At 49.6% G+C, this 2,059-nt stretch carries 1 tRNA gene and 1 rRNA gene; both read left to right on the top strand.

Annotated features, from left to right (window positions below):
• Positions 1 to 326: 326 nt before the first annotated feature.
• Positions 327 to 1,865, top strand: a 16S ribosomal RNA gene (locus HKX40_RS10505).
• A gap of 79 nt (positions 1,866 to 1,944) precedes the next feature.
• A tRNA-Ile gene (locus HKX40_RS10500) sits at positions 1,945 to 2,021 on the top strand.
• Positions 2,022 to 2,059: the final 38 nt, after the last annotated feature.

The following is a 2,059-nucleotide window of genomic DNA, read 5'->3' as shown; positions in this document are numbered from 1 at the left end:
TTTTAAAAATAAAAAATATTTTTAAAAAGTGCTTGACAGGATGTAGTTAGATAGTTCATAATTACGTTCTTTGCTGCTAACGAGCAATATCGTTAGACGGATTAAGTGATGATTTAATTCGGGATGTTCTTTAACAACTAACAGCCGATAAGTGTGGGCGCTTGGAATGCGATGTACCTGCTCTATCACGGAGCAGAAGGTTAAGTAGATATTTTAAGTGCTTACACTTACATACATGAAGAAGTAAGGTTTTGTATAAACAGAACGTTATTTCTTTTGAGTGAAGCAGCGACGATAAGTATTTATCGTAAATTTAAACAGGAATTGAACTGAAGAGTTTGATCCTGGCTCAGATTGAACGCTAGCGGGATGCCTTACACATGCAAGTCGAACGGCAGCATAAGAGAGCTTGCTCTCTTGATGGCGAGTGGCGAACGGGTGAGTAATGTATCGGAACGTGCCCAGTAGCGGGGGATAACTACGCGAAAGCGTAGCTAATACCGCATACGCCCTGAGGGGGAAAGGAGGGGATCCGCAAGGACCTTTCACTATTGGAGCGGCCGATATCGGATTAGCTAGTTGGTGGGGTAAAGGCCTACCAAGGCGACGATCCGTAGCTGGTTTGAGAGGACGACCAGCCACACTGGGACTGAGACACGGCCCAGACTCCTACGGGAGGCAGCAGTGGGGAATTTTGGACAATGGGGGAAACCCTGATCCAGCCATCTCGCGTGTGCGATGAAGGCCTTCGGGTTGTAAAGCACTTTTGTTAGGGAAGAAAAGTCTGGTGTTAATACCACCGGATGCTGACGGTACCTAAAGAATAAGCACCGGCTAACTACGTGCCAGCAGCCGCGGTAATACGTAGGGTGCGAGCGTTAATCGGAATTACTGGGCGTAAAGCGTGCGCAGGCGGTTCGGAAAGAAAGATGTGAAATCCCAGGGCTCAACCTTGGAATGGCATTTTTAACTACCGGGCTAGAGTATGTCAGAGGGGGGTAGAATTCCACGTGTAGCAGTGAAATGCGTAGAGATGTGGAGGAATACCGATGGCGAAGGCAGCCCCCTGGGATAATACTGACGCTCATGCACGAAAGCGTGGGGAGCAAACAGGATTAGATACCCTGGTAGTCCACGCCCTAAACGATGTCAACTAGCTGTTGGGTTCTTCGGAGCTTAGTAGCGAAGCTAACGCGTGAAGTTGACCGCCTGGGGAGTACGGTCGCAAGATTAAAACTCAAAGGAATTGACGGGGACCCGCACAAGCGGTGGATGATGTGGATTAATTCGATGCAACGCGAAAAACCTTACCTACCCTTGACATGTTCGGAATGCTTTAGAGATAGAGCAGTGCTCGCAAGAGAACCGAAACACAGGTGCTGCATGGCTGTCGTCAGCTCGTGTCGTGAGATGTTGGGTTAAGTCCCGCAACGAGCGCAACCCTTGTCATTAGTTGCTACGAAAGGGCACTCTAATGAGACTGCCGGTGATAAACCGGAGGAAGGTGGGGATGACGTCAAGTCCTCATGGCCCTTATGGGTAGGGCTTCACACGTCATACAATGGTTAGGACAGAGGGTTGCCAAGCCGCGAGGCGGAGCTAATCTCATAAACCTAATCGTAGTCCGGATTGCAGGCTGCAACTCGCCTGCATGAAGTCGGAATCGCTAGTAATCGCGGATCAGCATGTCGCGGTGAATACGTTCCCGGGTCTTGTACACACCGCCCGTCACACCATGGGAGTGGGTTTTACCAGAAGTGGCTAGTCTAACCGCAAGGGGGACGGTCACCACGGTAGGATTCATGACTGGGGTGAAGTCGTAACAAGGTAGCCGTATCGGAAGGTGCGGCTGGATCACCTCCTTTAAGAGACCATGTATATCAAAGCGGAAGCGTCCACGCTTATCGGTTGTTAAACTTATCAGAAGAAGTAAACAGCTAGAACGGGTCAGTAGCTCAGTCGGTTAGAGCACCGTCTTGATAAGGCGGGGGTCGCTGGTTCGATTCCAGCTTGACCCACCAAAGTATTACGGTGAGCAGCTCAAAGCTGTTAACAGTAA

The sequence above is a fragment of the Pelistega europaea genome (assembly GCF_013133775.1).
GTDB lineage: Bacteria > Pseudomonadota > Gammaproteobacteria > Burkholderiales > Burkholderiaceae_B > Taylorella > Taylorella europaea.
Note: the sequence above shows the minus strand (reverse complement) of the source record. Positions and strands in the feature narration are given on the sequence as shown.